Annotated in this window: 27 protein-coding genes and 1 tRNA gene; 15 read left to right on the forward strand and 13 right to left on the reverse strand. The window is 57.7% G+C overall.

The features are described from left to right. Nucleotides 1-97 precede the first annotated feature (97 nt). On the forward strand, nt 98-1,042 hold the full coding sequence (gene ygfZ, locus AACY07_RS01405; protein WP_339473183.1) for a CAF17-like 4Fe-4S cluster assembly/insertion protein YgfZ: 945 nt from the start codon (nt 98-100) through the stop codon (nt 1,040-1,042). 30 nt (nt 1,043-1,072) lie between these two features. Beyond that, nucleotides 1,073-1,876 carry an HDOD domain-containing protein gene (locus AACY07_RS01410; RefSeq protein WP_133077683.1) on the forward strand — a complete coding sequence of 268 codons (804 nt, stop codon included), beginning with the start codon at nt 1,073-1,075 and terminating at the stop codon, nt 1,874-1,876. Nucleotides 1,877-2,015: 139 nt separating this feature from the next. On the opposite strand, the gene AACY07_RS01415 is transcribed toward AACY07_RS01410, so the two are convergent. Both AACY07_RS01415 and AACY07_RS01420 read right to left on the reverse strand, forming a co-directional pair. Next, complete coding sequence (locus AACY07_RS01415) at nt 2,016-3,419, reverse strand: sensor histidine kinase N-terminal domain-containing protein (RefSeq protein WP_339473185.1); 1,404 nt, start codon at nt 3,417-3,419, stop codon at nt 2,016-2,018. Further along, nucleotides 3,412-4,083, reverse strand: coding sequence for a response regulator (locus tag AACY07_RS01420; protein WP_133077685.1), 672 nt, complete (start codon nt 4,081-4,083; stop codon nt 3,412-3,414). The genes AACY07_RS01415 and AACY07_RS01420 overlap by 8 nt, the downstream gene beginning before the upstream one ends. 423 nt (nt 4,084-4,506) lie before the next feature. Here AACY07_RS01420 and AACY07_RS01425 point away from each other — a divergent pair, with 423 nt between their 5' ends. From AACY07_RS01425 to AACY07_RS01440, 4 genes are read left to right on the forward strand one after another with little or no spacing between them, the layout of a single operon-like run. Next, nucleotides 4,507-5,484 carry a Bug family tripartite tricarboxylate transporter substrate binding protein gene (locus AACY07_RS01425; RefSeq protein ID WP_339473186.1) on the forward strand — a complete coding sequence of 326 codons (978 nt, stop codon included), beginning with the start codon at nt 4,507-4,509 and terminating at the stop codon, nt 5,482-5,484. A gap of 58 nt (nt 5,485-5,542) precedes the next feature. Then, nucleotides 5,543-6,001, forward strand: coding sequence for a tripartite tricarboxylate transporter TctB family protein (locus AACY07_RS01430; protein ID WP_219262924.1), 459 nt, complete (start codon nt 5,543-5,545; stop codon nt 5,999-6,001). 1 nt (nt 6,002) lies between these two features. After that, nucleotides 6,003-7,517 (forward strand): tripartite tricarboxylate transporter permease, encoded by a 1,515-nt coding sequence (locus tag AACY07_RS01435; protein WP_133077688.1) that lies wholly within the window; start codon nt 6,003-6,005, stop codon nt 7,515-7,517. Next, a complete protein-coding gene (locus AACY07_RS01440) occupies nt 7,510-8,556 on the forward strand; it encodes an AbrB family transcriptional regulator (protein ID WP_339473187.1) in 1,047 nt (348 codons plus the stop codon). The genes AACY07_RS01435 and AACY07_RS01440 overlap by 8 nt, the downstream gene beginning before the upstream one ends. Nucleotides 8,557-8,600: 44 nt before the next feature. Here AACY07_RS01440 and ung read toward each other — a convergent pair whose 3' ends face one another. From ung to AACY07_RS01455, 3 genes are all read right to left on the reverse strand, one after another. Next, entirely contained in the window at nt 8,601-9,293 is a 693-nt protein-coding gene (gene ung, locus AACY07_RS01445; RefSeq protein ID WP_133077690.1) for a uracil-DNA glycosylase, read from the reverse strand. Between the two features lie 62 nt (nt 9,294-9,355). Beyond that, a complete protein-coding gene (locus tag AACY07_RS01450; protein WP_219262926.1) occupies nt 9,356-9,664 on the reverse strand; it encodes a hypothetical protein in 309 nt (102 codons plus the stop codon). A 200-nt stretch (nt 9,665-9,864) separates the two neighbouring features. Continuing rightward, a complete protein-coding gene (locus AACY07_RS01455) occupies nt 9,865-10,383 on the reverse strand; it encodes a DUF3757 domain-containing protein (protein ID WP_339473188.1) in 519 nt (172 codons plus the stop codon). A gap of 192 nt (nt 10,384-10,575) precedes the next feature. Here AACY07_RS01455 and AACY07_RS01460 point away from each other — a divergent pair, with 192 nt between their 5' ends. From AACY07_RS01460 to AACY07_RS01475, 4 genes are all read left to right on the forward strand, one after another. Beyond that, nucleotides 10,576-10,785, forward strand: a complete 210-nt coding sequence (locus AACY07_RS01460; RefSeq protein ID WP_339473189.1) for a cysteine-rich CWC family protein — start codon at nt 10,576-10,578, stop codon at nt 10,783-10,785. A 45-nt stretch (nt 10,786-10,830) separates the two neighbouring features. After that, on the forward strand, nt 10,831-11,541 hold the full coding sequence (locus AACY07_RS01465; RefSeq protein WP_339473190.1) for a pseudouridine synthase: 711 nt from the start codon (nt 10,831-10,833) through the stop codon (nt 11,539-11,541). 84 nt (nt 11,542-11,625) lie between these two features. Next, nucleotides 11,626-12,483: an alpha/beta fold hydrolase gene (locus AACY07_RS01470; protein WP_339473192.1), complete on the forward strand. Its 858-nt coding sequence runs from the start codon at nt 11,626-11,628 to the stop codon at nt 12,481-12,483. A gap of 106 nt (nt 12,484-12,589) precedes the next feature. Next, a tRNA-Gly gene (locus AACY07_RS01475) sits at nt 12,590-12,663 on the forward strand. An 85-nt stretch (nt 12,664-12,748) separates the two neighbouring features. On the opposite strand, the gene AACY07_RS01480 is transcribed toward AACY07_RS01475, so the two are convergent. The 4 genes from AACY07_RS01480 to AACY07_RS01495 form a co-directional block, all read right to left on the reverse strand. Continuing rightward, a complete protein-coding gene (locus tag AACY07_RS01480; protein WP_133077696.1) occupies nt 12,749-14,026 on the reverse strand; it encodes a diguanylate cyclase domain-containing protein in 1,278 nt (425 codons plus the stop codon). Nucleotides 14,027-14,106: 80 nt separating this feature from the next. Continuing rightward, nucleotides 14,107-14,742, reverse strand: a complete 636-nt coding sequence (locus tag AACY07_RS01485) for a LysE family translocator (protein ID WP_133077697.1) — start codon at nt 14,740-14,742, stop codon at nt 14,107-14,109. A gap of 89 nt (nt 14,743-14,831) precedes the next feature. After that, nucleotides 14,832-15,989, reverse strand: a complete 1,158-nt coding sequence (locus AACY07_RS01490) for a phospholipase D-like domain-containing protein (RefSeq protein ID WP_339473194.1) — start codon at nt 15,987-15,989, stop codon at nt 14,832-14,834. A gap of 1 nt (nt 15,990) precedes the next feature. Continuing rightward, nucleotides 15,991-16,581, reverse strand: coding sequence for a YceI family protein (locus AACY07_RS01495; RefSeq protein ID WP_339473196.1), 591 nt, complete (start codon nt 16,579-16,581; stop codon nt 15,991-15,993). Between the two features lie 238 nt (nt 16,582-16,819). Here AACY07_RS01495 and olsB point away from each other — a divergent pair, with 238 nt between their 5' ends. Then, nucleotides 16,820-17,575 (forward strand): L-ornithine N(alpha)-acyltransferase, encoded by a 756-nt coding sequence (gene olsB, locus AACY07_RS01500; RefSeq protein WP_339473197.1) that lies wholly within the window; start codon nt 16,820-16,822, stop codon nt 17,573-17,575. Beyond that, nucleotides 17,575-18,354 carry a lysophospholipid acyltransferase family protein gene (locus AACY07_RS01505; protein WP_339473198.1) on the forward strand — a complete coding sequence of 260 codons (780 nt, stop codon included), beginning with the start codon at nt 17,575-17,577 and terminating at the stop codon, nt 18,352-18,354. The genes olsB and AACY07_RS01505 overlap by 1 nt, the downstream gene beginning before the upstream one ends. Nucleotides 18,355-19,824: 1,470 nt before the next feature. Here AACY07_RS01505 and AACY07_RS01510 read toward each other — a convergent pair. Next, nucleotides 19,825-20,061 (reverse strand): short-chain dehydrogenase, encoded by a 237-nt coding sequence (locus AACY07_RS01510; RefSeq protein ID WP_339473433.1) that lies wholly within the window; start codon nt 20,059-20,061, stop codon nt 19,825-19,827. Nucleotides 20,062-20,522: 461 nt separating this feature from the next. Continuing rightward, complete coding sequence (locus AACY07_RS01515; RefSeq protein ID WP_339473200.1) at nt 20,523-21,116, reverse strand: acyl carrier protein phosphodiesterase; 594 nt, start codon at nt 21,114-21,116, stop codon at nt 20,523-20,525. 155 nt (nt 21,117-21,271) lie between these two features. Between AACY07_RS01515 and AACY07_RS01520 the strand changes: the two genes are divergently transcribed. From AACY07_RS01520 to AACY07_RS01530, 3 genes are read left to right on the forward strand one after another with little or no spacing between them, the layout of a single operon-like run. Beyond that, entirely contained in the window at nt 21,272-21,574 is a 303-nt protein-coding gene (locus AACY07_RS01520; RefSeq protein WP_019822239.1) for an ArsR/SmtB family transcription factor, read from the forward strand. Between the two features lie 11 nt (nt 21,575-21,585). Then, nucleotides 21,586-22,752, forward strand: coding sequence for an MFS transporter (locus AACY07_RS01525; RefSeq protein WP_339473202.1), 1,167 nt, complete (start codon nt 21,586-21,588; stop codon nt 22,750-22,752). A gap of 20 nt (nt 22,753-22,772) precedes the next feature. Continuing rightward, the gene (locus AACY07_RS01530) at nt 22,773-23,822 is read left to right on the forward strand and encodes an alkene reductase (RefSeq protein ID WP_339473204.1); all 1,050 of its coding nucleotides are present in this window, start codon (nt 22,773-22,775) and stop codon (nt 23,820-23,822) included. A gap of 627 nt (nt 23,823-24,449) precedes the next feature. Here the strand turns inward: AACY07_RS01530 and rpoS are convergent. After that, nucleotides 24,450-25,454, reverse strand: coding sequence for an RNA polymerase sigma factor RpoS (gene rpoS / locus AACY07_RS01535; protein ID WP_046810484.1), 1,005 nt, complete (start codon nt 25,452-25,454; stop codon nt 24,450-24,452). 106 nt (nt 25,455-25,560) lie between these two features. Further along, complete coding sequence (locus AACY07_RS01540) at nt 25,561-26,388, reverse strand: peptidoglycan DD-metalloendopeptidase family protein (protein ID WP_339473205.1); 828 nt, start codon at nt 26,386-26,388, stop codon at nt 25,561-25,563. Between the last annotated feature and the right edge of the window lie 18 nt (nt 26,389-26,406).

Raw genomic sequence — 26,406 nt, forward strand, 5'->3', positions numbered from 1 at the left:
GTCATAGAACAGTCGGCTTTGGTCGGCCCCTGGAACTACCCATTTGCAGGGCACACCTCTATGATGTGTCCCAGACATTTTTTACCTGCGATGACCCATGGCCGACTCTGCTTTTTTCTGCACTCTGAACCACGAAGGCATTCTTGCTGTGATCGGCAACGACGCCAGCAAGTTTCTGCAAGGCCAGTTGACCTGCAACCTCAACTACCTGAGTGAAACCCGCTCGAGCCTGGGGGCCCGCTGCACGCAAAAAGGCCGCATGCAGTCCAGTTTTCGCATCGTGCTGCAGGACAACGGCTGTCTGCTGGCGATGGCTCGCGAGCTGGTTGAACCCCAGTTGGCAGACCTGAAAAAATACGCGGTGTTTTCCAAATCCAAATTGACCGACGACAGCGCCAACTGGGTTCGCTTTGGCCTGTATCAGGCGGACGCGGTACTGCAAAGCCTGGGCCTGAACCTGCCTGCCGAAACCGACAGCGTTGCTCGTGCCAGCGATTTGATCGCCATTCGCGCCTCCGAAGACCGTGCTGAGCTGTGGGCTCCTGTGGAGCAGACCGAAAGCCTGCTCCAGCACTTGAAAACGCAACTGGTTGAGGCCGATCTCAATGAATGGTTGCTGGGCCAGGTACGCGCAGGCATTGGCCAGGTCATGCCCCAGACCCGCGAACTGTTTATTCCGCAGATGATCAACCTGCAAGCCGTGGGCGGTGTCAGCTTCAAAAAAGGTTGCTATACCGGCCAGGAAATCGTCGCCCGCATGCAATACCTGGGCAAGCTCAAACGCCATCTTTACCGTTTGTCGCTGGAGGCGGGTCATGATGTCCCGGCGCCCGGCACCCCTCTGTTCTCCCCTACCCACACCAGCTCCGTAGGCGAAGTAGTGCTTGGGGCCAAAGCAGAGAACGGGATCGAGTTGCTGGCCGTCCTGACCTCCGATGCCGCGCAAGCGGGGGATATTCACGTGGGCGACTTGCAAGGCCCCGGCCTTTCGCTGCTTGAGCTGCCGTATCAACTGGACCGTGATCGCGAGATCCAGCGTTGATTGCCACACATCGAAATACCCCCTAGAGAAATGAGCATGCTGGCGCGCAGAGTCCAAATGGACTTGATCAAGGCCATTGATAGAGATGATCTGGTTTTACCAACGCTGCCTGAAGTGGCGTTGAACATCCGCAAGGCAGCTGAAAACCCTGAAATCAGCGTCAGCCACTTGAGCAAGGTCATCGGTCGCGACACCGCGCTGTCCGCACGCCTGATCAAAGTGGTCAACAGCCCGATGCTGCGTGCCACCCGGGAGGTCACTGACCTGCACACCGCGATCACGCGCCTGGGGGTCAACTACAGCAGCAATCTGGCGATCGGGCTGGTCATGGAGCAAATCTTCCATGCCCGCTCGGAAGTCGTTGAGCAAAAAATGCGCGATGTATGGCGTCAAAGCCTGGAGGTGGCAGGGATTTGCTACACCCTGTGCCGCCGCCATACCTCGCTCAAGCCCGACCAGGCGGCACTGGGTGGCCTGGTGCATCAAATCGGCGTGCTGCCCATCTTGACCTACGCCGAAGAGAACAACGAACTGCTCTCCGACCCGATTTCACTCAATCACGTCATTGAAAGCATTCACCCGCTGATTGGCGACAAATTGCTGGCTGGGTGGGAGTTTCCTGAAATGCTGTTGAAGGTTCCGGGCCAGTATCAGGACTTTTCTCGCGAATCCAAAAACATCGACTACATCGACCTTGTTCAAATCGCGACCGTGTTCATGCAACAGGACATCGACAAGCTGAATGCCCTGCCCGCCTTCAAGCACCTGGGGCTGGATGCAGGCGATGCAAAATTTGAACAGCAGCTCAATGACGCACGCGGGATGTTTATCTAGGCCAGCCACTGGCTTTGTGGGAGCGGGCTTGCTCTCGATGGCACTAACGTAGTCTTTCAGTCAAACCGGGTCGCCTGGATCGCAGGCAAGCCGGCTCCCACAGAAAGTCGCACCTGCACTCCCACACAAAACACGCCTGCTACTGCACCCGCCCGCCATTGGCCGGCACGAAACTGACCCGCACTTTCAAGCCGCCCTGGGCACCGTCATGCAGGCTGATGTGTGCCAGGTGAGCGCGACAGATATCGCCCACAATCGCCAGGCCCAACCCCGACCCCGCCACGTGTGAATTGCGTCGATAGAAGCGTTCAAAAACCCGCTCGCGGTCTTCAAGAGGAATCCCCGGACCGTCATCTTCGACTTCCAGTATCGCGGGCGAATTGACTCGCAAAATAATATTGCTACCCGATGGCGAGTGGGCCATGGCGTTGTCCACCAGATTGCTCAGCAATTCATGCAGCAGCGTGGGCTCACCGTACAACCACACCGGCTGGTCGGCCTCAAGCGCCAGCGCAAAACCCCGGGCATGGGCCAGCGGTGCCATTGCCATCCCCAGCTCGCGGGCCAACTGGCTGAGGTCGAGCAACTGCGCCCCCCCTTCGGCGATGGCGCGGGCGCCATTTTCAATACGCGCCAGCGACAGTAGCTGATTGGCCATGTGGGTCAGGCGGTCAGTGCCCTGGGTTGCCTGCTCGAGCGTATTGCGCCAGGTCGTCGGATCATTGGCGCGCAAACCCAGCTCAAGCTGGGCCTTGAGCACCGCCAGGGGTGTACGGAGCTCATGGGCGGCATCTGCAATAAACTGCGCCTGACGCTTGAATTGACTGCGCAAGCGCTCGGTAAAGTGATTGAGCGCCTGAACCAGTGGCCGCAACTCTCGCTGCACCGAGACCAGCGGCAAGGGTCGCAAGTCATCCATCTCACGCTCCTCAACGGCTGTGCGCAAACGCTCCAGCGGGCGTAAAGCGGCGCTTACGGCAAACCACACGACCAACAACGCCCCCAGCCCCAGCATGCCCAAACGCAGCAAGGTATCCGCCATCAAGCTGCGCGCCATGGCCACCCGGGCCTCATCGGTTTCGGCGACGCGGATTTCCGCCATACCATTCATGCTGGGTTCGGTGACGGCCTTGAGCAAACTCACGACCCGCACGTTCTGCCCCAGGTAGGTGCCGTTATAGAAACGCGCCAACGCCGGGTAATCATCGGTACGCGGCGTGCCCGGTGGCGGAGCAGGCAGGTTTTCATAACCTGAAATCAGGTGCTGATGGATATCGTTGACCTGATAGTAGATTCGGCCCGCACTGTCGTAGGCAAACGTATCAAGGGCAACGTAGGGAACGTCTGCGCTCAGGGTGCCATCACGTTGTGAAAGGCCTGCAGAAATGGTTCGGGCCGAAGCCAGCAAGGTTCGGTCGTACGCCGTGTCGGCGGCCTCACGACCATTGAAATAGGCGCTCAGCCCGCTAGCCAGCATCAAGGCAACCAGCAACAGCGTGAGGTGCCAGAGCAGGCTCCAGCGCAAGCTGTCGAGTTTAAACATCGCGGCTTTCCAGCAAGTACCCCAGGCCCCTGAAGGTCACAATCGCCACCGCCTGGCCGTCGAGCTTCTTGCGCAAGCGGTGAATATAGATTTCGATGGCGTCAGGGCTCGCTTCCTCGTCCAGACCAAACACTTGAGCCGCCAGTTGCTCCTTGCTCATGACCCTTCCCGGCCGTGCAATCAACGCTTCGAGCACGGCTTGCTCGCGAGAGGTCAGGGTCAGCAGCTCATCACCCAGGGAAAAGCGTCGGGTGCCCAGGTCGTACACCAGGGACCCGCATTGCTGCTGGCGTTCGCCTCCCAATACGCTACGGCGCAACAGCGCTTTGACCCGCGCCTCCAGCTCCGTCAGCTCAAAGGGTTTGGCCAGGTAATCATCGGCCCCGAGGTTGAGCCCATGAACCCGGTCCTTTACGTCGCTGCGCGCCGTCAGCATCAACACCGGCAAGGTTTTGCCACGGGCACGCAAGCGCGCCAGCACTTCAAAACCGTTCATGCGCGGCAATCCCACATCCAGGATCGCCACAGCATATTCTTCGCTGCTCAAGGCCAGGTCGGCCGCCACGCCATCGTGCAGTACATCCACGGTCAGGCCAGTGCCTTTCAAGGCCTGGGCAACACTCTCGGCCAGCTGTAGCTGATCTTCGACCAAAAGCACACGCATCGTGTTTACCTCAATTTTTTTGTCCGGGCCGCAGCCTTTTGTGCGCGGAGTGTACAGACGACAGGAGTGCTGTGAAGCCCAAAAACAGGGAATGTCTACTGAAAGGTTAGCGAAAGGTTGACGAGCTAGCATCGCGAGACTGACAGGAATCTCTGTTGCCGTTATGCACAGCACAACGGCCCGAAAAACGCCTTGAAGCGTTTTCGTCAATAAGAACAATAACGGAGCACCCCATGCTGACTTATCAGTCCAAGACCCCTCGCTTCTGTATTTCTTGCGTGTCCGATACTCCCCTCGCGGCCCCTGCGAGTGGCTGTCTGCCGTCTGCACGTTCTACGTAACGCGGGTGGAGCACGGCTCTGCGCCAACGATTCCAAGCAACAAAAAATGCCCTATAAAAACAAAAGCTCCTGAGGAGACGATATGAAACTTCCCCTGCGCACCCTGGCACTCGCTGCCGGCTGCATGCTGTTCACCGGCCAGCTCATGGCCGAGCCAAAACGTCCTGAATGCATTGCCCCGGCCTCCCCAGGCGGCGGTTTTGACCTGACCTGCAAACTGGCTCAAAGCGCACTGGTGAACGAAAAGCTGCTGAGCAAACCCATGCGCGTGACCTACATGCCCGGTGGCGTGGGCGCCGTTGCCTATAACGCCGTGGTCGCCCAGCGCCCGGCCGATGGTGGCACCCTGGTCGCCTGGTCCAGCGGTTCATTGCTCAACCTGGCGCAGGGCAAGTTCGGTCGTTTTGATGAAGGTGCCGTGCGCTGGCTGGCTGCCGTCGGCACCAGCTACGGTGCCATTGCCGTGAAAAGCGATTCGCCCTACAAAAACCTCGACGATCTGGTTCAAGCACTGAAGAAAGATCCGAGCAAAGTGGTGATTGGTTCGGGCGGCACGGTGGGCAGCCAGGACTGGATGCAAACGGCACTGATTGCCAAGGCTGCCGGGATCAACCCCCGCGACCTGCGTTATGTGGCACTGGAAGGTGGCGGTGAAATCGCCACGGCGTTGCTGGGCGGCCATATCCAGGTCGGCAGCACGGACATTTCCGACTCCATGCCGCATATCCAGAGCGGCGACATGCGCCTGCTGGCGGTGTTCGCCAACGAACGCCTGGACGAGCCGGAGATGAAGGACATTCCGACCGCCAAAGAGCAGGGCTATGACATTGTCTGGCCCGTGGTGCGCGGCTTCTACCTGGGGCCGAAGGTCAGCGACGAGGATTACGCCTGGTGGAAAGCGGCTTTCGACAAGCTGCTGGTGTCCGAAGAGTTCAACACCCTGCGCGATCAGCGAGAGCTGTTCCCGTTTGCCATGACCGGCCCGGAGCTGGACACCTACGTCAAAAAACAGGTGGCTGACTACAAAGTCCTGGCCCAGGAATTTGGCCTCATTCAGTAAGCCTTACTGACCGGTAACCGGGCCACGATCCTTCGCAGGCCCGGTTCAGGAGTGAACCATGCTCTTTCAACGCATTTTTGCCTCAGTGCTGCTGCTCGCGTGTGCCGCACTGGCACTCATGGCCTGGCCCTATCAGGCGCAGTTTTCCTATGAACCCGTTGGCCCGCGGGCCTTCCCGTTGCTGATGCTCGGCCTGATGGGACTGGGGCTTGTCTACATGATTTTTCGCCCCACGCCCGTCGTCCACAGTGAAGACGACCCGCAGCTGGACCGCGAAACCCTGACCAAGATCGCGCTGTGCACCGTGTTGCTGCTGATCTTCGCCGGTACGTTCGAGCCCTTGGGTTTTATCCTTAGCAGCATCCTGATCGGTATCCCGATGGCACGCCTGTATGGCGGACGCTGGCTACCCAGTTGCGTGATCGTCAGCCTGATAAGCGTCGGTCTTTATCTGCTGTTCGATAAAGCGATGGACGTCCCACTGCCGCTTGGCCTGCTCGAAGCTCTGGAGAACTGATATGGATACTTTTGGCTATTTGGGCCAGGGCTTTGGCGTCGCACTCAGCCCGTACAACCTGGTCACCGCGCTGTGCGGGACGCTGATCGGCACGGTGGTCGGCCTGTTGCCAGGGCTTGGGCCGATCAACGGGGTCGCACTGCTGATTCCAATCGCATTTGCCCTGGGCCTGCCACCGGAGTCTGCCCTGATTCTGCTGGCCGCGGTCTATCTGGGCTGTGAATACGGCGGCCGTATCAGCTCAATCCTGCTGAACATACCGGGCGAAGCGTCCACCGTGATGACTACCCTCGACGGCTACCCTATGGCCCGCAAGGGTCTGGCCGGGGTGGCGCTGTCGCTGTCCGCGTGGAGCTCGTTCATCGGCGCCTTCATTGCCACCTGTGGCATGGTGCTGTTCGCCCCGTTATTGGCCAAGTGGGCGATTGCCTTCGGCCCGGCGGAATATTTCGTGCTGATGGTGTTCGCCATCGTTTGCTTGGGCGGCATGGCCGGGGATCGCCCTCTCAAGACCTTTATCGCTGCACTTATCGGGCTGTTTCTGTCTACAGTCGGGATTGATGCCAACAGCGGTGTTTACCGGTTCACCGGTGACAACATCCACCTGACTGACGGCATTCAGTTTGTCGTGCTGGTACTGGGCCTGTTTTCCATCAGCGAAATCCTGTTGCTGCTGGAGAAAACCCACCGCGGCCAGGAAGCCGTGAAGGCCACGGGCCGCATGATGTTCAACTTCAAGGAAGCGTCTGCTGTATTTGTCGTGAACATCCGTTGCGGCTTGCTCGGCTTCATCATGGGCGTACTCCCGGGGGCAGGCGCAACGCTGGCCAGCGCCGTGGCCTACATGACCGAGAAACGCCTGGCAGGCGCTAGCGGCAAATTCGGCCAGGGCGACATGCGCGGTCTTGCAGCACCTGAAACCGCCATCGGCGCTTCGGCCTGCGGCGCACTGGTGCCTATGCTGACTCTCGGTGTACCCGGTTCCGGCACCACGGCGGTGATGATCGGCGCACTGTCGCTGTACAACATCACCCCGGGCCCGCTGCTGTTCCAACAGCAACCCGATATCGTCTGGGGCCTGATTGCGTCGTTGTTTATCGCCAACATCATGCTGGTGATCCTCAATATCCCGATGATCCGCATCTTCACCCGCATTCTCTCGGTGCCAAACTGGGCGCTGGTGCCGGTGATCGCAATCATTACCGCAATCGGTGTCTACGCCGTGCATGCCACCACGTTCGATCTGTTCCTGATGATCGGTATCGGCATCTTCGGCTACATCCTGCGCAAGCTCGACTTCCCGCTTTCTCCGGTACTGCTGGGGTTCATCCTGGGTGGTTTGATGGAGCAGAACTTGCGTCGTGCGTTGTCGATTTCCAACGGTGCGCTGGAGATCCTGTGGGCAAGCCCGATCACCCTGGGTGTCTGGGTACTGACGGCGATCATGTTGCTGCTGCCTGTGCTGCGCATCTGGCGCAAGCGCAGTGCTCAACGTCGCGCCTTGGCCGATGCTTGATTCAGGATTCAGGCACTGGTGGGGCACGCCACTGGTCGGTCTGGCCGGTGGCTACCTCGCCAGCCTGATCGGCTGGCCGTTGCCGTGGATGGTCGGCTCATTGCTGGCCATCATCCTGGTGCGTTGCCTGACACCCTGGCAGTTGGCCGAGATCCCTGGCGGACGTAAATGCGGTCAGTGGATTGTGGGCATCGGTATCGGCCTGCACTTCACGCCCGTGGTCATGGAGCAGGTGCTGGCGCACTTCTGGCTGATCCTGGCGGGCGCCCTGCTCACCAGCGTATCGAGCGTCATCGGTGTGTGGCTGATGCGTCGCAGTGGTGAGGACCGCGCCACGGCGTTCTTCTCCAGCATGCCTGGTGGTTCGGGTGAGATGGTCAACCTCGGCGCCCGCAACGGCGCCGTGTTGAGCCGGGTTGCTGCTGGCCAGAGCCTGCGGGTGCTGACCGTTGTACTGTGCGTCCCGGCAGCCTTCAAATACCTGCTGGGCGAAGGCGCTCCCGCCTTGCACCCCGCACCTGTCAATTTTTACTGGTTGGCGCTGCTGTTTCCGGCAGGGGCTTTGCTGGCCTGGATCTGGCAACGCTTGCGCCAGCCCAATCCGTGGCTATTCGGGCCGCTGCTGGTCAGCGCCAGCGTCAGTATCCTGTGGGATTTGCACACTGGCCTGCCGGACGGCAGCAGCCAGACGGGCCAGTGGCTGATTGGCAGCGGGCTGGGTTGTCACTTCAACCGGGCGTTCTTTCGTCGGGCGCCGTCCTTTATCGGACGAACCTTGCTCGGCACCGCGGTGACAATGCTGATCGCCAGCCTGTGTGCGCTGGGCTTGAGCACCCTGACCCAGCTCGATCTGCGCTCCATGACCCTGGGCATGATGCCCGGTGGTATCGCAGAAATGAGCCTCACGGCAGAAACCCTGCAACTGTCAGTCCCGCTGGTCACGGCCTTGCAGGTCATGCGGCTGATCTTCGTGCTGTTTTTAGCCGAGCCCCTGTTTCGATACTGGGTTCGCCAGGACCACAACGGGTCATCTCTATAATCCTGGGCACACCCGATGTCACGGGTGTGCCTCCTCCCATGCACTTAAACCGGTGGCAGTTTCCAGTCGATCGGGGACAGGCCGTTTTGCTCAAGGAACTTGTTGGTCCGACTGAAGTGGCCGTTACCAATAAAACCCCGATAGGCAGACAACGGTGAAGGATGCACCGAGGTCAGCACCAGATGCTTGGTCGCATCAATGAGTTTTTGCTTGCTCTGGGCATGGGCACCCCACAACAGGAAAACCAGCTTGGGCTGCTGCTCGCTCACCACCTGGATAATCCGGTCAGTGAAGTGTTCCCAGCCTTTTTTGGCATGGGAGGCCGCATTGGCGCGCTCCACCGTCATTGTCGTGTTGAGCAGCAATACACCCTGCTCGGCCCAGTGCTGCAGGCAGCCGTGGGGGGCGATATCGATGTTCAGGTCACGTTTGAGCTCTTTATAGATATTGACCAGCGAAGGCGGCGTCGGGATGCCGGGCTGCACTGAAAAACACAGGCCATGTGCCTGGCCCGGGCCGTGGTAAGGATCCTGCCCCAGAATCACCACCTTGATCTTGTCCAGCGGCGTCAGGTTCAGGGCGTTGAAAATAAGCGGGCCTGGCGGGTAGATCTCTTTGCCGGCGGCATGCTCCTGGCGCAAGAACTCGCGCAGCCCGGCCATGTAAGGTTTATCGAACTCCTCACGCAGGGCCTGCTTCCAGACAGGTTCAAGTTTTATACGGTCATCCGACGTCATGGCTACATCCTGAAAAACAATGGGGCGGACACTAGAAAAGCCCGCCCCCATTGTCAACTGCCCTAACGGCCCCGCCACCCCCCGCCATTATCGGGGCCCCTGCCATAACCAGGCCCGTGGCCAGGATGATAGCCTCGCTCACGGTAGTAGCCCCGTGGTGCAGGGTAGTAGCGCGGCCCTTGATAGTAGCGTGGAGCTGGCGCGTAGTAGCCACGCGGGTACACATAGTAAGGACGGTAACCGCCTTCGTAATAAGTGACCGGAGCCGAGTACACCTCAGAGCGGTAGTAACCGGAACTGCCCGAGTAGTAAGGCACGCAGGCTGTCACAGACAAGCTGATGGCAATGATAGAAAGTAGGCGACGATACATGGCGGCCTCCTGGACCGCGAAAGAGCACCCCCAGCGACGCTGGGGGGCGACAAACAGCAACAGCGTCTGACACCAGTTAAGACAGCAAAAATGAAATTCAGTGCCGTTGATAAAACGCGTCAGACCTGCAGATCCGACCAAGGGTGAGTGCCGTCCCTGGCACCTCTGGCTGGTCGACCCGCCGTCAGTTAATCAAGCACTCAGTCGAGCACCGAAAAAGCACAGGCGCCAGCATTTGCGGCAGTGCACTCGTACACTATCAGCCCCACGCCACTTTCAATCATTGTCCAGCTGTCAATATTGGCAAGCCGCATTGAATGTTCATTCGCCGTACTTTGACGATACGACAAGTTGATCCGGGAGCGGTCCTGAGCTTTATATTCACAATATCCGATGCGACCGGCAGTGCCTTGCTGATTGTTCAACGGATAAAAAACAGCGCCCTCAAATGACGTCAGCCGCGATGGTGACAAAGCACTGGAGACCGCGATCCATTCATCCCCGGCCCTGTGGCTCGGCGCCGTGTAGACACCCTCCCTGAGCGTCACATTATCAACACTCGGACAACTTTCGGCCGCACTGACCAGTGAACTTGCCGACAGAAACAGCGCGCACAAAAAAACATGAACTGACTTCATAAACAGACACTCCAGAAGATGAATTTTAATTTTGATATTTACGAACAGGCGTTGCCTGCCGATAACTTCAAGAGTAATCAACCAAGACTATTTAACAATGCCGTTATACGTAGCTACTTTCCGATAGTGTTGCGTGAAGTTCTTTAACAACTAACTATTCGCCAATGAGCGGGGATTCACACCTGAACGACTCGTGCAACAGAACCCTGCGTACACCTCCAACAGGGATTACCATAGCTCGAGTAAACGCCTGCCCCACAACGGACACCTGACATGACCACGCCCGACCTTTGCCCAGCCTGTGGCGCCCGTAACGACTGCACCCAGGCCAACCCTGACACCCTGGGCCAACCCTGCTGGTGCTACGGCGTAACTATCGACCCAGAAATCATCCGTGCCTTGCCAGTGGAGCAGCGCAATCTGACGTGTCTCTGCCCTCGCTGCGCGAACGTTCTGAGCCAATTGCAGCCAGCGCAAACGTAGCACCTCACGTAAGATGTTCGGCTGTATTCCTTGTGATTGATCGCTATGCGTGTAGACCGTTTTCTGAGCAACCTGCCCCAGTTCAACCGCCAACAGGTTCGCTTGCTCCTGATTGAGAAGCGCATCCAGGTCGATGGGCAGGTCATCAGCGATCCGCGCCACGAAATCAATGCATTCAGCCGTATCGAGCTGGATGGGAACATCCTGCAGGCCGGAAAACCTGCCCGGTACTTCATGCTGCACAAGCCACAAGGTTGCGTAAGCGCCACCCGGGATGCGGAGCATCCCACGGTGCTCGACTTGCTGAATGAGCCGGACAAGCATGACCTGCATATCGCCGGTCGACTGGACTTCAATACCAGCGGGCTGCTGCTGATCACCAATGACGGGCACTGGTCGCGTCATGTCACCCAGCCGCAGACCAAGATGCCCAAGGTGTATTACGTCGAGACCGAGCAGGAAATAACCGATGCCTACATCAGCAAATTTCGCGAGGGCGTCTATTTCGCTTTCGAAGACCTGACCACCCAGCCCGCCGGGCTGGAACTGCTGGGCCCATTCAGTGCGCGCCTGAGTATCGTTGAAGGTCGTTACCATCAAGTCAAACGCATGTTCGGCTTCTTCGACAACAAGGTCATGCGCCTGCACCGTGAGAGCATCGGGCCACTGGTGCTCGACAGCCAACTGGCCCCCGGCGAGTACCGGGCGCTGAGCGAGCAGGAAGTGCTGCAATTCCAACCCGCACCTGCGAGTTAGCCTGCAACGGGGCCTACCCCTTTCTGTAACAATCACGGAGCACCATCAGTCAGACCGACGCTCGATTCACCGGAGTCTGACGCCATGATAAAGCCCGAAATCGCTGTGCTCGATATTCAAGGCCACTATCGAATCCACACCGAGTTCTATCGCTGCGACACCGCAGAAAACACCATTATTCTGGTCAATGGCTCGATGGCCACGACCGCCTCGTTTGGCCAGACCCTGAAAAACCTGCACCCCCATCTGAACGTCGTTCTGTATGACCAGCCGTACGCGGGCAAGTCAAAACCCCACAACCCTCATCAGAAAATGCTGACAAGAGAGTTGGAAGCCCAGGTACTTCTTGAGCTGATAGAACACTTTGACGCGAATTATCTGCTGTCATTCTCGTGGGGGGGGACTGCGGCACTCACAGCGTTGGCAAGCACACCACGACGTATCGAAAAAGCGGTGATCAGTTCCTTTTCACCGCTGATCAACGAAGCCATGCGCGATTACCTGGAACGTGGCCGCAGTTGCCTGGCAGCCTGCAATCGCACTCAGGTCGGCAACCTGGTCAACGACACGCTGGGCAAACATTTGCCGCCCCTGTTCAAGCGCTTCAACTTCCGCCATGTCAGCACGCTGGCAACCCATGAATACGCGCAGATGCATTTTCATATCAACCACGTCCTCAATAATGACCAACCATGCTTTCTCGATGCTGCCAGGGGCATTGATATTCCCGTGTTATTTATCAACGGCGCATGGGACGAGTACACCGTGGCCAACGATGCCAGGCGCTTTGCGCACCCCATCGCCAACAGCCAGTTCATCAGCCTGGAAAACACCGGGCACTTTCTGGACATGGAGCACAAATCTGCCAGCCACATCAGCAGAACCGCGCTGCTCAATTTTTTAGAACCGACACAAAGTGAACACCGGCAACAGTCCCTGTGAAGCGTTCCAGGCAACCCGAAAATTGAAAAAATACTGCAAAATTACGCATTTGAAGAATAAAACTTCTCATCAAGGCTGACATCTGGTACAAAGTCAGCCGCTCTGAGCGGGTGTCGTATAATGGTATTACTCCAGCTTCCCAAGCTGATCACGCGGGTTCGATTCCCGCCACCCGCTCCACTTCTTCAAGGCTTTCCCCCCTCTGAAAGCCTGGCCTGTACAGCAGCAAACTCCCCCTTCGCGTTTTACAGCTTGCACACGATGTTCACCCGCGCCCCCTCTTTTTGACTCGATACATCGCCGTATCTGCATGGTGCAGCAATTGCTGGGCCTGCTCTCCGTGCTCCGGGTAAACCGCAATGCCAATGCTGGGAATGATGTTCAGCGTGTGATTGCCAATAAAGACAGGCTGGCTGAGGTTAAGGCGAATTTTTTCAGCCACGATCAGTGCATGCGATGGCAGTTTGAGCCTCTCCAGCACCAGCACAAACTCATCCCCGCTCATCCTGGAAACCGTGTCGCTTTCGCGCACGCACAGCGTCAGGCGCCGCGCCGTCTGCTGCAACAAATCATCTCCCACCGCATGCCCATAGTTGTCGTTGACGAGTTTGAAATGGTCCAGATCGACATACAGCACGGCCAGGCATTCATTGTCCCGTTTGGCAGCGGCCAGCGCGCGGTGCAGGCGATCATAGAGAAGGTCGCGATTGGGCAAGTGAGTCAAGGCGTCGTACTGCGCCAGATACTGCAGGCGGGCATGCAATTGCTTGCGCTCAATGGCCGTTGCCACCTGGGTCGACACGTATTGCAGCAAGTCTTTGTGTTGCTCGGTGTAGCGCTCTTCACCCGGCAGGCTTTTGACCACCAACGCACCCATAGTGCCGTTCTGAGTGGCCAACGGAACACCCAGCCATGACGGCCCATGGTCAGGCACACGCATGACGGGCTGGCCACTGAGCATGACCTCCTCACTCAGGTGGCGAACGGGCGAGTGCTGCTCAAGTGGATGATCGTCGACGTAATAGGGAAACGTCAGCGAACCCTGTTCCCGAAGTGCGACCGAGAAACTCACCGCGGGCAACCACTGCCCGATGAGCTGGTGCACACACTTGAACAGCGCCAGCAAATCCTCGGCCCCATGGGCAGCCTCCGAAATCGCAAAAAGAGCCGCCTGGCGTGACTCCGCCAGTTTGCGCTCGGTGACATCGCGGGCCACGGCAATGCGCATTTCATGGGTTTCAGACCAGCATGCAGACCATTGGATATGCACCACATGCCCGTCCTTGTGCACATAGCGGTTCTCGAAATTGAGCTTGGGTTCACCGGCCATGATGTCGCTGGCCGCGAGCAGCGTTCGCTCACGGTCAGCGGGGAAGACCAGATCGATCATCGACTGGCCTTTAAGCTCGTGGGGCTCATAGCCCAGGATACGTTTGCAGGCTGCACTGACATAAACGAAGCGACCATTGCGGTCCACCACACAGACAGCGTCAAGCAACAGGTCAATAAAACCTGCCTGGAGCAGGTAATTCTTGATGTCCATAGGGCAACTCGATGCCTCAGGGTTAAATGGAAACATTCATCCCTGACTCACACGCAGCACCGCATTCCCTGCCACCTACTTCAAACGATAGTTCGTAACAACCCAGGCAGTGCATGCATCAACGCACTGATGGCAAAACCGATGAACATGACCCCGCACAGCCGGGTAATCAGCAGCTCATGACGCTGATAGAGTGCCCTGACATGCCCCGCTCCTACAATACCAACCAAAATCGCGTAGGCCATCGCCCCACCGACAAAACTCAATGCGATCAACCAGGGCAGCATTTCCCAGGTCAGAAGCTCTGCCCGGCTGGACAGCAGCGCCGTAAACGTCGCCACCGCCACGGGATACGCCTTGGGATTGGTCAGGCCGAAGAAAATCCCGTGAGCAAACGGCTGTCGCGCCGGTCCTTGCCGGGCAACGCTGCTGCGCTGGGCGCGCACCGCGCGCAATCCCAGCCAGAACAGGTAGAGCCCGCTAATCAAGCCCAACACATTGAAGGCGGTGCTGCCAAATTCACGCGCGCCCACGATGGCGATCAGCGCCGTGCTGCACCAGATCACATCACCCAGCAAATGCCCGCACAGAAATCCGGCTCCGGCACGTCGCCCACGGGCCGCACCAATGCCAAAAACAGCGAGCACGCCTGGCCCCGGGGTGATGCCATAGATAAAACCAGAAGCCAGAACGGCCAGTAACAACGAAGGTGTCATGCACACAGCTCCAAAAATCATGCCTCACGCTTTGCGTGACCCGTCAGGTCGCCCGATTTTGCACGTTCTTGAAGCGTCTGTAACCGCGTCTAGTGTCGACGCCCCAAAACATTAACCACCAGCCGATCGACCCAGCCCCAGATACGCTGTTTTACCCGTCGCCAAAGTGGTCGTGACTGCCAGTCTTGCAAGCTGACAGGCAGGCTTTGGGCAAAGTCGGCGTTAAAACTGGCAACCACCGCCTGCGTCAGCGCCGGGTCGAGCGCCTCGAGGTTGGCCTCAAGGTTGAAGCGCAGGTTCCAGTGGTCGAAATTGCACGAGCCAATGCTGACCCAATCGTCAGCCAGCACCATCTTCAGGTGCAAAAAGCAGGGCTGGTATTCCAGTATTTGCACACCGGACTTCAGCAGGCGCGGGTAATAGCGATGACCGGCGTAACGCACGGAAGGATGGTCGGTGCGCGGCCCCGTGAGCAACAGCCGTACATCAACGCCCCTGGCCGCCGCGCGACGCAGAGAGCGGCGCACACTCCAGGTGGGCAAGAAATAAGGCGTGGCCAGCCAGATACGTTGGCTGGAACTGTTGATCACCCGCACCAGCGATTGCAGGATATCGCGATGTTGATGAGCATCCGCATAGGCGACACGGCCCATGCCTTTGGCTTCTTGGGGCAGGCCAGGCAAGCGTGCAAGCCCGAAGTGAGTGGCGGGTTTCCATGCCTTGCGACTGATATTGGCCCGCCATTGACGATCAAACAGCATCTGCCAGTCCATCACCAGCGGGCCTTGAATGTTGACCATGACTTCATGCCATTCACAGGTGTCGTCACTGGGGCGCCAAAACTCATCCGTAACGCCAGTGCCCCCGACCACGGCCAGTTGCTGATCCACCAACAACAGTTTGCGATGATCGCGATACAGGTTGTTCAGGCCACGTCGCCAGCTAAGCGGGTTGTAATGCCTGAGTTCAACTCCGGCATCGGTGAGCCTTCGGCGCAAACTCAAACCCAGACCCAGACTGCCATAGGCGTCAAACAGGCAGCGCACTCGCACCTCGCGCCAGGCGGCTTGCTCCAGCGCCTGCACGATGGCTTCGGCGCAGCCACCCGCCTCAACCAGATACAACTCCAGATCAATCTGCTCTTGTGCCTGCTCGATGGCTGCCAGTATCCGGGGGAAAAACCGGGAGCCATCGATCAGCAACTCGAACTGGTTGTCGCTGCGCCAGCCAAACACCGCGCCGGCCATCTTAGCGAGCCGTGAAAATCAGTACCGCACCCACCGGTACTGAAAAACTGATGGCTGACAATCCAGCCAATTTGCGCAAGGTTTCGAGCTCCGGCTGCAGGCCAAAATCTTCGGCTTGCAGCATCAGCGGCTCCAGGGTTACGACCTGAAAGCGCCGTTCATCAAGGCGGGTGGCCAACAGTTCGGCCTCATAGGTGTGTTGTTTGCCGCGCAAGTTCACCGTGACAGGCAAGTGCAGTTCCAGTTGCGCACCGGGGGCAAGATCATTGATCGGTTGCAAGTCAATCTGCGCCGTAATCTGTGCTTCCGGGAAATGCTTGAAATCGAACAGCACGTCGCGCATGCGCTCATCACGCAGGGGTACGGCACTGTTGACCGAGTCCATTTCTATACGCAATTGCGCCTGGCCTTTACGGTCGACCTTGCCGTGCAAGACCAAAAAGCGATGCACGTTCGCGATATTGGCATTTTGCGTGGAGACAAACGAAAGCCGTGATGACTCACCGTCCAGATACCAGTTGGCCTGAGCAGAAAGGCTCACGCCAAGGGTCAACAACAAGGCGCAGGCAGAAGAAAACAACACTTTAAGCATAAAAACTCATCGACGAATAAACGTGGGCGAACATTAACCCTGGCGAGCGGTTTTGGCTGGACTTTTTAACACAGTGTTAGGACGCCGGCAGACACCGACAGTTCCTCCCAGGCTCCTGTCATACAAGCATCATCCAAACGTCACAGGGGTGACATTGCACCTGCCTAGCCTGAAGTTGCACACCTCAGTCGATTGGCAGAAACCCAAGGCGGGCCCGGTGCCTGCACGGAGATTCGCAATGTCCCAGATCGCCCGTATCCGCGACACCGTTCCAGAACGCCGTCTGCAGGCAGAGCGCCTGATCGGGCCCGACGCTTTGCGCGAGGCTCAGACCCTGCGTTTTCGTGTGTTCAGCGGCGAGTTGAAGGCCAGGCTCAAAGGCGCCGAACATGGACTGGACGAGGACGGTTACGACGCGCATTGCGAACATATCGGGGTCCGCGACCTCAATAGCGGCCAGCTGGTAGCCACCACTCGCCTGCTGGATCACAGTGCCGCCCGAAACATCGGCCACTTTTACAGCGAAGAAGAATTCAACCTTCACGGCCTGGCCAATCTGCAAGGGCCCGTACTTGAAATCGGAAGAACCTGTGTCGACCCTGCCTACCGCAACGGTGGCACCATCGCCGTACTCTGGGGCGAGCTGGCAGAAGTCCTCAACCACGGCAATTACCGATACCTGATGGGCTGCGCCAGCATCCCCATGCAGGACGGCGGCATCCAGGCTCAGGCAATCATGCAGCGTCTGCGCGAACGCTACCTGTGCACGGAACATTTGCGCGCCGAACCGAAAAAGCCGTTACCGGCCCGTGAAATACCCGCCAACGTCATCGCCGAAATGCCGCCATTGCTCAAGGCTTACATGCGCCTGGGCGCCAAGATTTGCGGTGAGCCTTGCTGGGATGAAGACTTCCAGGTGGCAGACGTGTTTATTTTGCTCAAGCGCGATGAGCTATGCCCGCGTTATGCGCGACACTTCAAGGCGGCCATGTAATGAGCCGTTTGCGCCGATATGGCCGAGTGGCGCGAGTGCTGGCCGTTGTCAGCCTGGGGCTGGGCATGGCCAGTGCGTTCGCCGTGCTTGAGCGCTTGCGTCTGAGCAGCACGATGGACCGTCGCCAGCGCTGGTCGCAATTTTTCATGTCTCGCCTGAGCAACGCCCTGCCCTTTCGCATCACCGTCGTCGGCCAGTTACCGGAAACGCCCATGCTGTGGGTCAGCAACCACGTGTCATGGACCGACATTGCGCTGCTGGGGCAACTCACCCCGCTTTCGTTTTTGTCCAAATCAGAAGTCCGCGGCTGGCCCGTTGCCGGTTGGCTGGCGGCCAAGGCCGGGAGCCTGTTTATTCGCCGTGGCGCAGGAGACAGCCAACTGATTCGCGAGCAAATGAGCCAGCACTTGCAGCACCCGCTTTCTCTGCTGATGTTTCCCGAGGGCACCACCACTGACGGGCGTTCGATACGTACCTTTCATGGTCGGTTGTTATCGGCCGCGATAGACAGTCAAGTGCCCCTGCAGCCGGTGGCCATACGCTATTTACGCAATGGCGAGATTGATGGGATAGCACCGTTTATTGGCGACGATGACTTGCTGTCACATTTACTGCGCCTGTTTAGCCATGAACAGGCCGAGGTCGAGATCCACCTGCTAGAGCCCATCGCCAGCCAGGCGCAGGAGCGCGCCGTGTTGGCGTTCAGGGCGCAGGAAGCGATACGGCGGGTGGTGACAGCGCCGGTGACGCAAACAGCTCCTCTGGGGGCGATGATCTGAGCAGCCCTGTGTAACTGGAATAAAGGTTCCGCCCTCATTCCGGCACTGTTATGGGCATTCGTGGCGTTCAGGTAAACGAGTGGCTACAAATGCGTCGCAGACGTCACAAAACCTTGCGTAAAACCCGTAGTCGCTGACGAGGAACGAAGGCTGCGTTCGGTTTGGTGCGCCACTGCGACGCGGCAGTCGTAAAACCGGACACAGCGATCGTTCAGGTAAATCCCGGACTCAGGTTTTACGGTCGCTTCGCAACCGGACGCAGCCTCGCACGGCTCGTCAGCGACTACAGATTGAGCCGCGCACACTTACACCAACTCCGGCACTGTTATGGGCATTCGTGGTGCTCAGGTAATCGAGTGGCTACAAATGCGTCGCAGACGTCACAAAACCTTGCGCAAAACCCTGTAGTCGCTGACGAGGAACGAAGGCTGCGTTCGCTTTGGTGCGCCGCTGCGACGCGGCAGTCGTAAAACCGGACATAGCGATCGTTCAGGTAAATCCCGGACTCAGGTTTTACGGTCGCTTCGCAACCGGACGCAGCCTCGCACGGCTCGTCAGCGACTACAGATTGAGCCGCGCGTACTTACACCAACTCAGGCACTGTTATGGGCATTCGTGGCGCTCAGGTAATCGAGTAGCTACAAATGCGTCGCAGACGTCACAAAACCTTGCGTAAAACCCTGTAGTCGCTGACGAGGAACGAAGGCTGCGTTCGCTTTGGTGCGCCACTGCGACGCGGCAGTCGTAAAACCGGACACAGCGATCGTTCAGGTAAATCCCGGACTCAGGTTTTACGGTCGCTTCGCAACCGGACGCAGCCTCGCACGGCTCGTCAGCGACTACAGACTGAGCCGCGCAGACTTACACCAACTCCGGCACTGTTATGGGCATTCGTGGTGCTCAGGTAATCGAGTGGCTACAAATGCGTCGCAGACGTCACAAAACCTTGCGCAAAACCCCGTAGTCGCTGACGAGGAACGAAGGCTGCGTTCGGTTTGGTGCGCCACTGCGACGCAGCAGTCGTAAAACCGGACACAGCGATCGTTCAGGTAAATCCCGGACTCAGGTTTTACGGTCGCTTCGCAACCGGACGCAGCCTCGCACGGCTCGTCAGCGACTACAGATTGAGCCGCGCACACTTACACCAAACAGGCCGGCCGGCCGCCTAGGGGCGCAGTGCTTTTGATCTGCCCGCCCCTTCGGGAGGCCGAGAGGAGGTTCTGCGCAGTGGGCATCCCGGCATGGATGCCGGGAGAGCCGTGTTGGGCCAGGGATGGCCCGTCACGGCGGGCCCACGGAGCGGGACCGGAACGAGGGAACCTGAGCGAAGCGAAGGCCGTACGCTGGGGCGAGGACTTTTTGGTTCCTTTTTGGTCCTTCAAAAAGGGACTCGCTGTAAGAGCGAAACCAATATTCCAGTTAAACGCTGATGCCGGATATGTACTCAATACATCAGTAATAAAAACGCTATCAAACAGGCCGCAAGCGCCAGCCCAAGACATCCAGCAGGTCACAACCGTCGCGCAGCAATTGCGCCGAAACCGTGGCCAGGTGTTTGAGGTCGACAGAGTCAGCCTGCTGCACTTCGCGGGTGGAGAACATTTCCATCAACTGGGTTACGGCCAGAACGCGGGCGACGGCGTTGGCGTGAAGTACGTCCAGGGGCGCGTTACGGTCGATCAATAAGGCGGGGATGGTGCAGTCGATAGCGGTAAGGGGAACAAACGTTGAGTTAGTCCTAAGTAAACCTCTGGTGCTCTAAAGTTCTAGCCATCCGTTTTCGTCGCCAAACAAAAACAGGTGGCCGCTGTACGCGGGTTGGCGAACCGGTTAAAGCCCAGAAAAACCCGGCAGACCCGAAGATCTCCCGCGTACAGCTGCCATAAAACACAGCGAGCAAAATACACGCTCCGGTATTTATAGCAATTACGTATTTTCTAGGCTGTTCCCGGATCGCCAAATCCGGTCGCCTTATCGGCGAGCACCGACTATAGGCCGCGCACCAAGCACCAGCAATTGCCAACCCTGTGCGAAAAATCCCGAAAAAACGTGAGCGTTAAGCAACGCGGGCAATCCCACGGCCATGGGAAATCGAGTCCACATCGATGCACGTGTCAACATAGGGTTTTTGCTGCTGCTTCGCAGCAGATCGCAGCCTTCGGCAGCGACTACAGGTGTACATATCCCTGCCGATAGCAGCCGGCTGCAAACCCCTGCAACTGCGGATAAAACAACCGGAAATCCTCACTCAACGGCTCATACAACGCCTTTAAATCCTGCATCGCCCCCGCCAGTTCTTCGGGTCGCGACAGACGCCGCGCAATCCCGTTGAACACCTGCTCCAGCACATCAAAATCCCGGTACGAACCCAACCAGTCATGGGCCGCCATGTGCGGTGCAATACTGGCCAGCCTGCGCGGCAACTGCTGCTCAGCCACAAGCACGCGATAAAAATCCGAGGTAAAACGCTCCAGCGGCCCCTCGGCATACTGCACCCAGTCCCGGGCCAGGCAGTGGTCGAAAAACACATCCAGCACGATGCCGGCATAGCGCCTGCGGGTGCGGGTAAAACGCGTCAACGACTGATCAACCAACGGGTGATTGTCCGTGAAGACATCAATGCTGCGATGCAGTTGAATCCCGTGTTCAATCTCGGGGCTGTACTGACCGTGCAGCCGACCTTTGACGAAATCGCCATAAAGACTGCCGAGTAATTCTTCAGGGCGCTGGCCGCCCAGGTGCAGATGTGCGAGATAATTCATGGCGCGCAGTTTAGCACTGCCACATCAATATCGTTATAACCCGATATACCGATTTGAACTGACCTAAGATCAAATCCATATTTGTATATCGCGATATAACGATTTAAAGTTCGCCTCATCGCGATATAACGTTGTACCCATTGAGCACTGCCACCATGCCGATCGACCTCGACGAAATAATAAAAGCCCTGGCACACCCAGTACGCCGAGAAATTCTCAACGCACTCAAAAACCCTGATGCTTCGTTCCCTGACCAAATCCACTCCACCGAACACGGTGTGTGCGCCGGGCAGTTTGATCAACTCTGCGGCCTGTCGCAGTCGACGGTCTCTGCCCACCTGGCAACGCTGCAGCGAGCGGGCCTGATTACCAGCCAGAAGCACGGCCAGTGGCACTTCTTCAAACGTAATGAGGAAACCATCAAGGTCTTCCTCGAAAAAATCAGCCAAGAGCTTTAACAAGGACTTCCATGCCACTCTCGCTACTCATTCTGGCGCTCAGCGCTTTCGCCATCGGGACCACCGAGTTCGTGATCATGGGCTTGCTGCCTGATGTAGCGGCCGATCTTGGCGTATCGATCCCGGGTGCGGGCTGGCTGGTGACCGGTTACGCGCTGGGCGTGGCCATCGGTGCTCCGTTCATGGCACTGGCCACGGCCAAGTTGCCGCGCAAAGCCGCTCTCGTCGCCTTGATGGTGATCTTTATCATCGGCAACCTGCTCTGTGCCCTGGCCAGTGATTACAACGTGCTGATGTTTGCCCGTGTCGTTACAGCCTTGTGTCACGGTGCGTTCTTCGGCATCGGCTCGGTCGTGGCTGCAGGCCTGGTACCTGCCAACAAGCGCGCTTCGGCGGTAGCACTGATGTTTACCGGCCTGACCCTGGCCAACGTGCTGGGCGTTCCCTTGGGCACCGCTCTGGGGCAGGCCGCAGGATGGCGTTCAACGTTTTTTGCAGTCACCGTGATTGGTGTCGTGGCGCTGATCGGCCTGATCCGCTTTCTGCCCGCCAAGCGTGACGAAGAAAAGCTCGACATGCGTGCCGAACTGGCCGCACTCAAAGGCGCCGGGATCTGGCTTTCCCTGAGCATGACTGCGCTGTTTTCCGCGTCCATGTTCACCCTGTTCACTTATGTAGCGCCCCTGCTCGGTGATGTCACCGGCGTATCGCCAAGCGGCGTGACCTGGACCTTGCTGCTGATCGGCCTTGGCCTGACGGTAGGCAACATCATCGGTGGCAAGCTGGCGGACAAGCGCCTGGCCGCTACATTGATCGGTGTTTTTATCGGGATGGCCGTGATGTCGACCGTACTGACCTGGACCAGCGTCGCCGTGATCCCGACCGAAATAACCCTGTTCCTGTGGGCCGCCGCTTCGTTTGCCGCCGTACCGGCGCTGCAAATCAACGTCGTGACCTTCGGCAAGGCCGCACCCAACCTGGTTTCAACCTTGAACATCGGCGCTTTCAACGTCGGTAATGCGCTGGGCGCCTGGGTCGGCGGCAGTGTCATCGCCCACGGTTTCGGCCTGACCAGCGTTCCCCTGGCTGCTGCAGCGCTGGCGATTCTGGCACTGCTGGTCACCCTGATTACTTTTCGCCAGAACGGCAATGCCGAGCTGGCAACTGCCACACATTGATCCCTGAGAGGGCTGCATAAATGACCACGATTTTTGATCCGATCAAGCTGGGTGATCTTGAACTGCCCAACCGCATCATCATGGCTCCGCTAACCCGCTGCCGCGCCGATGAAGGTCGGGTTCCCAATGCGCTGATGGCTGAATACTACGTTCAGCGCGCCTCTGCGGGCTTGATCCTGAGCGAAGCGACTTCGGTGACGCCGATGGGCGTCGGCTACCCCGACACCCCAGGGATCTGGTCCAACGACCAGGTCCGCGGCTGGACCAACATCACCAAGGCAGTACACGCTGCCGGTGGCCGGATCGCTCTGCAGTTGTGGCATGTCGGGCGCATCTCGCATCCGATGTACCTGAACGGCGAAGCGCCAGTCGCCCCAAGCGCCATTGCCGCCAAAGGCCATGTCAGCCTGGTTCGCCCCAAGGTTGAATACCCGACACCTCGCGCACTGGAAACGGCCGAGATCGCCGATGTTGTAGAGGCCTACCGCACAGGCGCAGAAAACGCCAAGGCTGCCGGCTTTGACGGTGTAGAGATTCATGGCGCGAATGGCTACCTGCTCGATCAATTCCTGCAAAGCAGCACCAACAAGCGCACCGACCAGTACGGTGGCAGCGTAGAGAATCGCGCTCGCCTGTTGCTTGAAGTCACCGACGCAGCCATCGAAGTCTGGGGGGCTGGCCGGGTTGGCGTGCATCTGTCGCCACGGGCCGACCTGCACGATATGGGTGACGACAACCTGGCTGAAACCTTTGGTTATGTAGCCCGCGAACTGGGAAAACGTGGCATTGCGTATATCTGCGCCCGTGAGCACGTAGCAGCTGACAGCCTCGGCCCACAACTCAAGCAAGCCTTTGGTGGCCCATACATCGCCAACGAAAGCTTCACCAAGGACAGCGCCAATGCGTGGCTCGCTGCGGGCAAGGCAGATGCCGTAGCCTTCGGCGTACCTTTTATCGCCAACCCGGACTTGCCTGCACGCCTGAAGGCCGATGCGCCGCTCAATGAAGCACACCCTGAAACCTTTTATGTGAAAGGTCCTTTGGGCTATATCGACTATCCAGCGCTGTAAGCACTGAACCGTCGGCCTGCAGAAACAGGCTGGCTGGCACCACAACGCAAAACGCCCGAGGTCTGTGACCTTGGGCGTTTTGCGTTGCACGATTCGGTAAAGCGTTATTCGCGGGTCTTGAGGTTCTAAAGCAGCACACCCGGGTTTTATTCAGGCAAAAAAAAGGGGCGGTTTGACCCGCCCACATTTTTTCCCTAGTCCCTTTTTTCCTTCTCATCATCCTGATGAATCGCATCCCGCGATGTCCGTCTGCGTTCTTCCTTGAGCGCCGTGTCGATCCGTCGACACAATTCAAATACTAGAGTTTTATTGGATTGCTGCAAGCGCATCAGTTATAGATTTTTATTACACAGCCTCTTTGAACTTGCAATAAAAACCCTTATTATTCATGAAGTTATGAAAACAAAGAAGTAAGAAAAAGGTACTTGCCTGACCTATTTAAGCCCTTGGCTTACGTGAAAGGTAAGTAAAGGCTTACAGCACTACGCAGATAATAATCAATCTTGTCCGTGACATCCCATTTCTAAACAAACTGATAAGGCACAAGACAAAACGGTAATCGAAACATTTTCCATCACACACAAAAAACCCCGAAAAGCTCGGGGTTTCAAGTCAGCCTGTTGTGAGTTACTGGAACAGCGACTCACTCGACAGACCGTTGCGTTCAAGGATTTCCCGCAGGCGCTTGAGACCCTCGACCTGGATCTGGCGCACGCGTTCACGTGTCAGACCAATTTCCAAACCTACATCTTCAAGGGTGCTGCTTTCATGACCACGCAGCCCGAAACGGCGAATCACCACCTCACGCTGCTTGTCTGTGAGTTCAGACAACCACTGATCGATACTTTGCGACAAATCATCGTCCTGGAGCAGCTCGCAAGGATCTGTAGGACGATCATCGGTAAGGGTATCAAGCAGCGTTTTGTCTGAGTCAGGACCTAGAGAAACGTCTACCGAGGACACCCGCTCGTTGAGCCCAAGCATGCGCTTGACCTCTGCGACAGGTTTTTCGAGCAGATTGGCGATTTCTTCAGGGGAAGGTTCATGATCAAGCTTTTGCGTGAGTTCACGCGCAGCCCGTAGATAGACATTGAGTTCTTTAACGACATGGATCGGCAAACGGATGGTGCGGGTCTGGTTCATGATCGCCCGTTCAATCGTTTGGCGGATCCACCAGGTGGCGTAAGTCGAGAAGCGAAACCCTCGTTCCGGGTCGAATTTCTCGACGGCCCGAATCAGTCCCAGGTTGCCTTCTTCAATCAGGTCAAGCAACGACAACCCACGATTGACGTAGCGACGTGCGATTTTCACCACCAGCCGCAAGTTGCTTTCAATCATGCGTTTTCGCCCGGCGGGATCGCCACTTTGCGACAAACGAGCAAAGTGGACTTCTTCTGCAGGGGAGAGCAACGGAGAGAAGCCAATTTCATTGAGGTACAGCTGGGTCGCATCGAGCGCCCGCGTGTAGTCAATGTACTTATGCTGTTTTGTAGCGGGTGCTTTTTTGGACTTGGTTCGAGCTGTAGGGGTTGAATCGTCTTCTTCTGACATCAAGTCGCTGTCGATGTTGGAGTCCATAAGGAGCACCTCATCGTCGATGTCAAACCCCGGCGCTTCTTTGTTGAGAGCCATTGCTATAGTCCTTTGATGAGTTCGACCTCAAGCTCAAGCATCGCCCAAGTCCTTGGCAACGCTGGAGCCTGTTCCTTATCCACATCAGGAACAGGCTGGTAAGCGATCAACGGCGAGGAAGGAATTGCAATGGATCTACAGGTTTACCTTGACGGCGAATTTCAAAGTGAAGCTTCACCCGGTCTGTACCAGTTGACCCCATTTCGGCAATTGTCTGTCCGACCTTGACCTGCTGCCCCTCCCGAACCAACAGCCTACGGTTATGACCGTAAGCACTGACGTAGGTATCACTGTGTTTGATGATGATCAGTTCGCCGTAGCCCCTCAATCCACTGCCAGCGTATACAACCGACCCATCAGACGCAGCTAAAACAGGCTGTCCCAAATCACCGGCGATATCAATACCTTTATTCAAACTACCGTTTGAAGAAAATTTGCCGATCAAAATACCGTTCGAAGGCCATCCCCAACCCTTGGGTGCGGGGCCTGCTGGCAGCGGCGCGGCGGCTGCCGGTGCAGCTGCGACAGTGCCGGAACGCTTGATAACCGTGGTCTTGCTGCCCGCAGAAGACGAAACCACGGTGCTGGTCGTGCCACCTGCTGGCTGGCTCCCAGAGCGTCCGTCAAAACGAATGACCTGACCTGGGACAATGGTGAACGGGGCGCCAATATTGTTACGGGCGGCCAGAGCCTTCCAGTCCCAGCCGTAGCGAAAAGCAATCGAAAACAAGGTATCGCCACGACGTACGGCGTATTGCCCTGTGGTCACTGCCGGACGCTGGGCTACCCCGTTACGGTCAACGACATTTACGCCACTTTTGGGGCTGCTGGAGCACGCGGCCAACAATGCCAGTGTGGCACTCAGGAACAGACCGACCACAAGCCTCTGAAGGCTTTTGCTGCTCATACGCTGCGCAATGACTGTGAGACTCACCCGCCGCTCCCTTTGAAG

The organism is Pseudomonas sp. RL_5y_Pfl2_69 (assembly GCF_963970465.1).
In the GTDB taxonomy this organism is placed as follows: Bacteria; Pseudomonadota; Gammaproteobacteria; order Pseudomonadales; family Pseudomonadaceae; genus Aquipseudomonas.

Coding starts and splice junctions, on each gene's coding strand:
- AACY07_RS01485 (WP_133077697.1), bottom strand. CDS start 14,742: ATGACACCTTCGTTGTTACTGGCCGTTCTGGCTTCTGGTTTTATCTAT.
- AACY07_RS01410 (WP_133077683.1), top strand. CDS start 1,073: ATGAGCATGCTGGCGCGCAGAGTCCAAATGGACTTGATCAAGGCCATT.
- AACY07_RS01425 (WP_339473186.1), top strand. CDS start 4,507: ATGAAACTTCCCCTGCGCACCCTGGCACTCGCTGCCGGCTGCATGCTG.
- ung (WP_133077690.1), bottom strand. CDS start 9,293: ATGACGTCGGATGACCGTATAAAACTTGAACCTGTCTGGAAGCAGGCC.
- AACY07_RS01515 (WP_339473200.1), bottom strand. CDS start 21,116: ATGAATTATCTCGCACATCTGCACCTGGGCGGCCAGCGCCCTGAAGAA.
- AACY07_RS01520 (WP_019822239.1), top strand. CDS start 21,272: ATGCCGATCGACCTCGACGAAATAATAAAAGCCCTGGCACACCCAGTA.
- AACY07_RS01440 (WP_339473187.1), top strand. CDS start 7,510: ATGCTTGATTCAGGATTCAGGCACTGGTGGGGCACGCCACTGGTCGGT.
- AACY07_RS01480 (WP_133077696.1), bottom strand. CDS start 14,026: ATGGACATCAAGAATTACCTGCTCCAGGCAGGTTTTATTGACCTGTTG.
- olsB (WP_339473197.1), top strand. CDS start 16,820: ATGTCCCAGATCGCCCGTATCCGCGACACCGTTCCAGAACGCCGTCTG.
- rpoS (WP_046810484.1), bottom strand. CDS start 25,454: ATGGCTCTCAACAAAGAAGCGCCGGGGTTTGACATCGACGATGAGGTG.
- AACY07_RS01470 (WP_339473192.1), top strand. CDS start 11,626: ATGATAAAGCCCGAAATCGCTGTGCTCGATATTCAAGGCCACTATCGA.
- AACY07_RS01530 (WP_339473204.1), top strand. CDS start 22,773: ATGACCACGATTTTTGATCCGATCAAGCTGGGTGATCTTGAACTGCCC.
- AACY07_RS01415 (WP_339473185.1), bottom strand. CDS start 3,419: ATGTTTAAACTCGACAGCTTGCGCTGGAGCCTGCTCTGGCACCTCACG.
- ygfZ (WP_339473183.1), top strand. CDS start 98: ATGGCCGACTCTGCTTTTTTCTGCACTCTGAACCACGAAGGCATTCTT.
- AACY07_RS01465 (WP_339473190.1), top strand. CDS start 10,831: ATGCGTGTAGACCGTTTTCTGAGCAACCTGCCCCAGTTCAACCGCCAA.
- AACY07_RS01420 (WP_133077685.1), bottom strand. CDS start 4,083: ATGCGTGTGCTTTTGGTCGAAGATCAGCTACAGCTGGCCGAGAGTGTT.
- AACY07_RS01525 (WP_339473202.1), top strand. CDS start 21,586: ATGCCACTCTCGCTACTCATTCTGGCGCTCAGCGCTTTCGCCATCGGG.
- AACY07_RS01505 (WP_339473198.1), top strand. CDS start 17,575: ATGAGCCGTTTGCGCCGATATGGCCGAGTGGCGCGAGTGCTGGCCGTT.
- AACY07_RS01495 (WP_339473196.1), bottom strand. CDS start 16,581: ATGCTTAAAGTGTTGTTTTCTTCTGCCTGCGCCTTGTTGTTGACCCTT.
- AACY07_RS01435 (WP_133077688.1), top strand. CDS start 6,003: ATGGATACTTTTGGCTATTTGGGCCAGGGCTTTGGCGTCGCACTCAGC.
- AACY07_RS01490 (WP_339473194.1), bottom strand. CDS start 15,989: ATGGCCGGCGCGGTGTTTGGCTGGCGCAGCGACAACCAGTTCGAGTTG.
- AACY07_RS01450 (WP_219262926.1), bottom strand. CDS start 9,664: ATGTATCGTCGCCTACTTTCTATCATTGCCATCAGCTTGTCTGTGACA.
- AACY07_RS01460 (WP_339473189.1), top strand. CDS start 10,576: ATGACCACGCCCGACCTTTGCCCAGCCTGTGGCGCCCGTAACGACTGC.
- AACY07_RS01430 (WP_219262924.1), top strand. CDS start 5,543: ATGCTCTTTCAACGCATTTTTGCCTCAGTGCTGCTGCTCGCGTGTGCC.